The sequence below is a fragment of the Alteromonas sp. 4NH20-0104 genome (assembly GCF_057547795.1).
Genome location: NZ_BAAJLP010000060.1, coordinates 1 through 5,219, shown reverse-complemented (window position 1 = coordinate 5,219; position 5,219 = coordinate 1). Strand labels below are relative to the sequence as shown.

Annotated in this window: 8 protein-coding genes; 5 read left to right on the top strand and 3 right to left on the bottom strand. The window is 44.1% G+C overall.

Annotated features, from left to right (window positions below; translation table 11 throughout):
• The first annotated feature begins 68 nt into the window (after positions 1-68).
• The 3 genes from AC27IB_RS23330 to AC27IB_RS23320 all read left to right on the top strand — a co-directional run bounded on the left by AC27IB_RS23330 (position 69) and on the right by AC27IB_RS23320 (position 1,747).
• Positions 69-512: a hypothetical protein gene (locus AC27IB_RS23330; RefSeq protein WP_487124017.1), complete on the top strand. Its 444-nt coding sequence runs from the start codon at positions 69-71 to the stop codon at positions 510-512.
• 164 nt (positions 513-676) lie between these two features.
• Complete coding sequence (locus AC27IB_RS23325) at positions 677-1,222, top strand: hypothetical protein (protein ID WP_487124015.1); 546 nt, start codon at positions 677-679, stop codon at positions 1,220-1,222.
• A gap of 135 nt (positions 1,223-1,357) precedes the next feature.
• Entirely contained in the window at positions 1,358-1,747 is a 390-nt protein-coding gene (locus AC27IB_RS23320) for a RidA family protein (protein WP_487124013.1), read from the top strand.
• A gap of 81 nt (positions 1,748-1,828) precedes the next feature.
• Here the strand turns inward: AC27IB_RS23320 and ltrA are convergent, their stop codons facing one another.
• Positions 1,829-3,163 carry a group II intron reverse transcriptase/maturase gene (gene ltrA, locus AC27IB_RS23315; protein ID WP_296052572.1) on the bottom strand — a complete coding sequence of 445 codons (1,335 nt, stop codon included), beginning with the start codon at positions 3,161-3,163 and terminating at the stop codon, positions 1,829-1,831.
• Between the two features lie 713 nt (positions 3,164-3,876).
• Between ltrA and AC27IB_RS23310 the strand changes: the two genes are divergently transcribed.
• Together AC27IB_RS23310 and AC27IB_RS23305 are read left to right on the top strand one after the other, a co-directional pair.
• Positions 3,877-4,209 carry a type II toxin-antitoxin system RelE/ParE family toxin gene (locus tag AC27IB_RS23310; protein WP_296052575.1) on the top strand — a complete coding sequence of 111 codons (333 nt, stop codon included), beginning with the start codon at positions 3,877-3,879 and terminating at the stop codon, positions 4,207-4,209.
• Positions 4,196-4,510 (top strand): helix-turn-helix domain-containing protein, encoded by a 315-nt coding sequence (locus tag AC27IB_RS23305; RefSeq protein ID WP_296052578.1) that lies wholly within the window; start codon positions 4,196-4,198, stop codon positions 4,508-4,510. Before AC27IB_RS23310 ends, AC27IB_RS23305 begins: the two co-directional genes overlap by 14 nt.
• A 102-nt stretch (positions 4,511-4,612) precedes the next feature.
• Here the strand turns inward: AC27IB_RS23305 and AC27IB_RS23300 are convergent, their stop codons facing one another.
• Both AC27IB_RS23300 and AC27IB_RS23295 read right to left on the bottom strand, forming a co-directional pair.
• Positions 4,613-4,915, bottom strand: coding sequence for a type II toxin-antitoxin system RelE/ParE family toxin (locus AC27IB_RS23300; RefSeq protein WP_296052581.1), 303 nt, complete (start codon positions 4,913-4,915; stop codon positions 4,613-4,615).
• A complete protein-coding gene (locus tag AC27IB_RS23295) occupies positions 4,912-5,154 on the bottom strand; it encodes a type II toxin-antitoxin system ParD family antitoxin (RefSeq protein ID WP_296052584.1) in 243 nt (80 codons plus the stop codon). The genes AC27IB_RS23300 and AC27IB_RS23295 overlap by 4 nt, the downstream gene beginning before the upstream one ends.
• Between the last annotated feature and the right edge of the window lie 65 nt (positions 5,155-5,219).

The window sequence follows — 5,219 nt, the reverse complement described above, 5'->3', positions numbered from 1 at the left end:
AGGCGGCTTCGCCATTGTAGCCTGCCTGTTTGTGCCCCATATTTAGAAGTTAGCTGCCTGGAGGAAGCATGGACATTACTTGGACTTCGATATTTAAAGTTCTGGCAGCAGGGTTAGCGACATATATTATCATGCCAGCAATCCTTGTTTTTAGAGACCTATTGCTCTGGAAGCTAGTTAAACTATTTATTCTCAATAACTCTTTGCGAAAAGCTGTAAGAGAAGAAGCAATTTTAGTAGATAAATGGAATTCAGAGTTTGCTTCCGAAAGTTTCACTCCAGAAACGAATGAGGAGTTACGTGATTATATGGCTCGAAGGGACAGTTTACTGGGAAAAGTTCAAGATAAAACGCTTTCGATCGATAGAAAAAATAGACTGCTTGGCTCAATGTTAAAGCAATATAAGCATCCAGCACCGAACCCAATCCAAGATTGGCGAAAGGATGCAAAAAAGGAAGTAGAACAAAGGAAGGCAGCTAACAAACCAAGGCAGCGGGACACTAACACGTAGGCTCCCGTCACTTCGTTCCGAATTATAGCCTACGTGTTATTGCCCCTGCTTGGGGCGTTAGCTACCGGTCAAATATTAGTTCTTCGAAAAGGGAGTCAAGGATGCTTTCTCTGTTTTATTGTCTAATAGTATTAATCATATCTGCGTCAATCGGGTTCTTTCTTGTGGGCCCATTTATTTCATCACCAGCTTATGACTGGATTTCAGCCTTAACCACCCAGTATCCAATTTTGGGAGATATTGTTGGCATAGACGATATGCTTGCAAGCAAACTGGTATCATCAACCACCCCCGTGTTCATCGTTTGGTCTCTAATTATGTTTATCTATTCAGCAGACAAAGAGAAGCTCGAAACTATAAACAATATTTCAAAGCATCTTTCGTACTTTACAGGTGCTACTGGGACTTATGTTATTTTTATTGGTGGAGTTATTTTAGGAATAACTATTTATGGTTTTTTCTTAGAGGGTTTTTCTGCGCCGATAAAGGGGCTTTCATTTTTCACCGTAGTATTAATCTCTGTGGGGATAATAATGCGATCATCTGTCAAGCCATATTTAAAGCCCTATAGCTGGGTTCACAAATATTCGATTTATTTTGCGTGGGTCTACGCTATCCTAGCAGTGGTTTCATACTCATTTAGTATTTTATACGAACCTATCCAATTGTTACTCTTGTTGGAGGACGCCTACGAGCAGTATGGTAGCTAACAATCACATAAAGTCGGTCGCAAGCTCCCTGGGACAGTAACACGTGGGCTCTGTCGCTTCGCTCGGATTTTAGCCCACGTATTACTGCCCCTTATGTGGGTGTTAGATGCTCATAAACTTAGAGGAAAATTCAAAATGGCAATTGAAAAGAAAACTTATCGAAGTGGCCCATTCAAGGATTTCATTGCACAAGGTACTCGAGTTGGAAATATTCTTTACATGGCAGGACAAGTAGGAATCGATAGCAACGGTTCGGTTCCATTAGATATTGCCGAACAAACAGCTATTGCTTATTCAAATATGAAGGATGTCTTGTCACAGTTCGGGGCGGATATGAGTAATATCGTAGATGAAACCTTCTTTGTTACTAATATGAACGAATTGATGGGAAACGTTGAAACTGTTTATGGACAAAGGGAATCTGCATATGGCGGTATGCCTGAAGTTAGTCAAACAGTTGTACAAGTAGCGGCACTTGTTCAGCCTGAACTCAAAATTGAAATTAAATGTATTGCTCATCTTTAGAGATGGCATCTAATCGGGTAGCCGGAGGTATCTAGCCTCCAGCCCCCACAACACCCTGCATGCGGCTCCGCACAGGGCGTTTCATTTAGGATAGTGAAGGGCAACCCATCCATCGCGTAGTGAATAAAGCCCTTCGGATTTTAGGTAATCAAGTGATAGTGCCTGATTGATCCCCGGAGATTTTGCACTTCGCCATGGCCCTTTGCTGGTGATACCACATGCAACCGCAGCTTGAACATGCACGTCCAGTTTCATTAAGTTTCGTACCTTGGTACGCGGTTTTCGCCACTGACGCCAGTAAGCCATTCGCACTCTGCGCCGGATCCAATGATCCAGTTCTACGCATCGCTGATACCCACTGGCGATACCAAAGTAATTTATCCAGCCTCGTAAATACTGGCTGAGCTTAAAGAGTTGGTAATGCATCGACACGCCCCAGTTACGGTTCGTTAACCGGCTGACCTGTTGCTTAAACTTCAACAGGGTCTTTGGATGCCATTGAATGCGGCCTGCCTTGAAGGTAAATCCAAGGAATTTGCTTTCACTGGTTTTAACGACGTGGCTTTTGGTTGTATTAACAACCAATTTCAAACGGTGACTCAAGAATCTGCTGATACTATTGAGCACGCGCTCACCCGAACGGGGCGTCTTTACCAATATGGTAAAATCGTCCGCATATCGGGCAAATTTGTGACCCCGTTTCTCAAGCTCTTTGTCCAACGGGTCGAGCATGATGTTTGCCAGTAGAGGCGATAATGGCCCGCCCTGAGGTACACCTTCTCGACTCTCACTATAAAACTGGTTATCGATAACCCCAGCTCGTAAGTAGCGTTTAATCAGTTTAAGCAATCGCTTATCCTTCACTTTATAGCCAAGGTAGGTCATGAGTAAATCGTGATTAACTCGGTCAAAGAACTTAGACAGATCAACATCCACGGCAAAACGGCGTCCCGTTTTGATAATACTGTTTACCTGCTTCACTGCTTGCTGCCCATTTCGATGTGGCCTGAACCCAAAGCTATTATCTGAGAAGGTTGGGTCGAAAATAGGCGTAAGGACTTGGGCAATCGCTTGTTGGATCACACGATCAACGATAGTTGGGATCCCTAATTGACGTTTTCCGCCATCAGGTTTGTCAATCTCAACGCGTTTCACCGGTGAAGGTTGGTATTGGCCTGAGCGAAGCTCAGTCATAATACGTTTCCAGTTTCCGGCGTTTGCCCAAGCGGGGAAGTCATCAATGGTCATTCCATCAATGCCAGCTGCCCCTTTATTGGCTCGAACCTGTTTCCAAGCCGCCACAATATTGGAAGGCTGGAGAATAAGTTCGAGTAGATCTGCACTAACGGCTGGCTGCTCATCAGTACGCTGAGTCACGTCATTACCGGACGGCATTCGTGTGTTCAAGTCTGACAAGGCTCCTCCTTTGTTCTAAATGTTCCGGCCTTCACCGTGTCCCAGCCATTACACTGGGCATTTGGCTACTATGCCGTCTGCTGACTTCTGCTTTATCACCGCCATAGTTACCTTTGACAGCGCTATCGGTTTGCATCGAATTCGCTCGCAGTGGATGATGCCTTTCCTCTGCGCCAAGGCACTTGTAAACCAGAGCCTCACTGGTAGTGACCGACCGCTCGTAAAGCAGATCTCCCCAGATAAGAGCATACACTGTCTCTGCACTGCTGCATCATTTACGGTGGCCGTTAGATCACATGGTTTCGTCGTCTTGTGCCAACTCACCTTCAGCCTACGCCTCATATGATGTTCTTGTTCATCAGCTCGCAGATTTGCTAGCGGCTTCCTCCAGACTATCTCTCGCGATTTAGCCCTTGCCATTCGCTAGTAGTTAGCGTTGAATAACAAAGTGTTAAACAACGGTGATCTTCCTACAGAGGACTTTCACCTCATTAGTTCATGCCCATGCTGGGCGTACACAAACGCATTAACTCGCTCGCAGGCTCGCTGGGACAATAACACGTAGGCTCAGTCGCTTCGCTCCAATTTTAGCCTACGTGTTATTGCCCGTTATGCGGGCGTTATAGCTCTTGTTTTCTCCGCACCTCAAATATCTGTACGCTAAATGCGTATAGTTAATTGCCTTTTATACGCAGTTCGCGTAGACTTTTTGTATGAAAAGTGTATTTATTGAATCATCAATTTTTGAAAAATTTCGGGACACTTATATCAATGAGGAGGAATTTAGACTCTTTCAAGCTGATCTAATGGCCAACCCTAAACAAGGAGATGTAATCCAAGGAACTGGCGGATTGCGTAAAGTTCGTATAGCGGGCAGAGGTAAGGGAAAGCGTGGAGGCTCGCGTGTAATTTACTATTACTTTGATGAGAAGAGGCGTTTCTATCTGCTAACTATTTATGGCAAAAATGAAATGTCTGATCTAAATGCAGAACAAAAGAAACAGCTAAAAGCTTTTATGGAGGCATGGCGTAATGAGCAACCGTGATCTTTTCTCTGAGTTAAGTTCAGCTTTGGCTGAAGCCAAAAAGCATTCAGAGGGCAAATTAACACTAAAAACCCATCAAATTAGCGATATAACTGAATTGAATATCTCTCCAGATGAAATCGTAAACATTAGAGAGCAATTCAATATGTCGCGTGGTGTTTTCGCTCGTTTACTTCACACTTCGTCTCGTACTCTTGAAAATTGGGAGCAGGGTAGAAGTGCTCCTAATGGACAGGCAATTACGCTACTCAAACTTGTACAGCGACACCCAGAAACGTTGTCGCACATTGCCGAGCTATAACAATCACATTAAGCCGCTCGCAGGCTCGCTGGGACAGTAACACGTGGGCTCTGTCGCTTCGCTCGGATTTTAGCCCACGTGTTACTGCCCCTTATGTGGGTGTTATGCGCCAAAGCGTACAGGATTTACATCCATACTTTTATGAAGGATTCTTATGATCAGAATTTCCTGACTGCCCGTTTGTTTGTAGAAAATAACATGGCTACCTTGAGGAAACTTTCTGTATCCATCTCTTATTTCGTCGCAGCTTTTGCCAATATCGGGATTTTCAGACAACATCCAAAATGAATCGTCGAATTGTTTAAGATAAACATTACGCTGTTCTCGGCCCCATTTTCGTTGTGTGAACAATGCGATATCTTTTAGATCTGATTTTGCTAGTACGGTTAACGTAAACGGTTTCACTCTTTTAATTCACCGTCTAGTTCTGATATCAGATGCTCAAGGTCGTATTCAGCATCGCCGCTTTCTTCACCTGCTACAAGTAATTGACGCAGAGTGTTTAATTTGGTTTCCTGTGTTTCTAGCAAGCGAAGAGCTGTACGAATTACCTCGCTTGCTGAACCGTACCGACCAGTTTGAATTTGGCTAGCAATAAAGCCATCAAAATGGTCTCCAAGGGTAATGCTGGTGTTTTTAGCCATCTGGTTTCTCCAAGTACCAATATATACCTAATTATGGTACCTGCGCGTTGTAAGTCAATAGCGCA

Bases quoted from the DNA above. Each gene is read 5' to 3' on its own strand.
- AC27IB_RS23330 (WP_487124017.1), top strand. From the start codon at position 69: ATGGACATTACTTGGACTTCGATATTTAAAGTTCTGGCAGCAGGGTTA.
- AC27IB_RS23320 (WP_487124013.1), top strand. From the start codon at position 1,358: ATGGCAATTGAAAAGAAAACTTATCGAAGTGGCCCATTCAAGGATTTC.
- AC27IB_RS23310 (WP_296052575.1), top strand. From the start codon at position 3,877: ATGAAAAGTGTATTTATTGAATCATCAATTTTTGAAAAATTTCGGGAC.
- AC27IB_RS23305 (WP_296052578.1), top strand. From the start codon at position 4,196: ATGAGCAACCGTGATCTTTTCTCTGAGTTAAGTTCAGCTTTGGCTGAA.
- AC27IB_RS23295 (WP_296052584.1), bottom strand. From the start codon at position 5,154: ATGGCTAAAAACACCAGCATTACCCTTGGAGACCATTTTGATGGCTTT.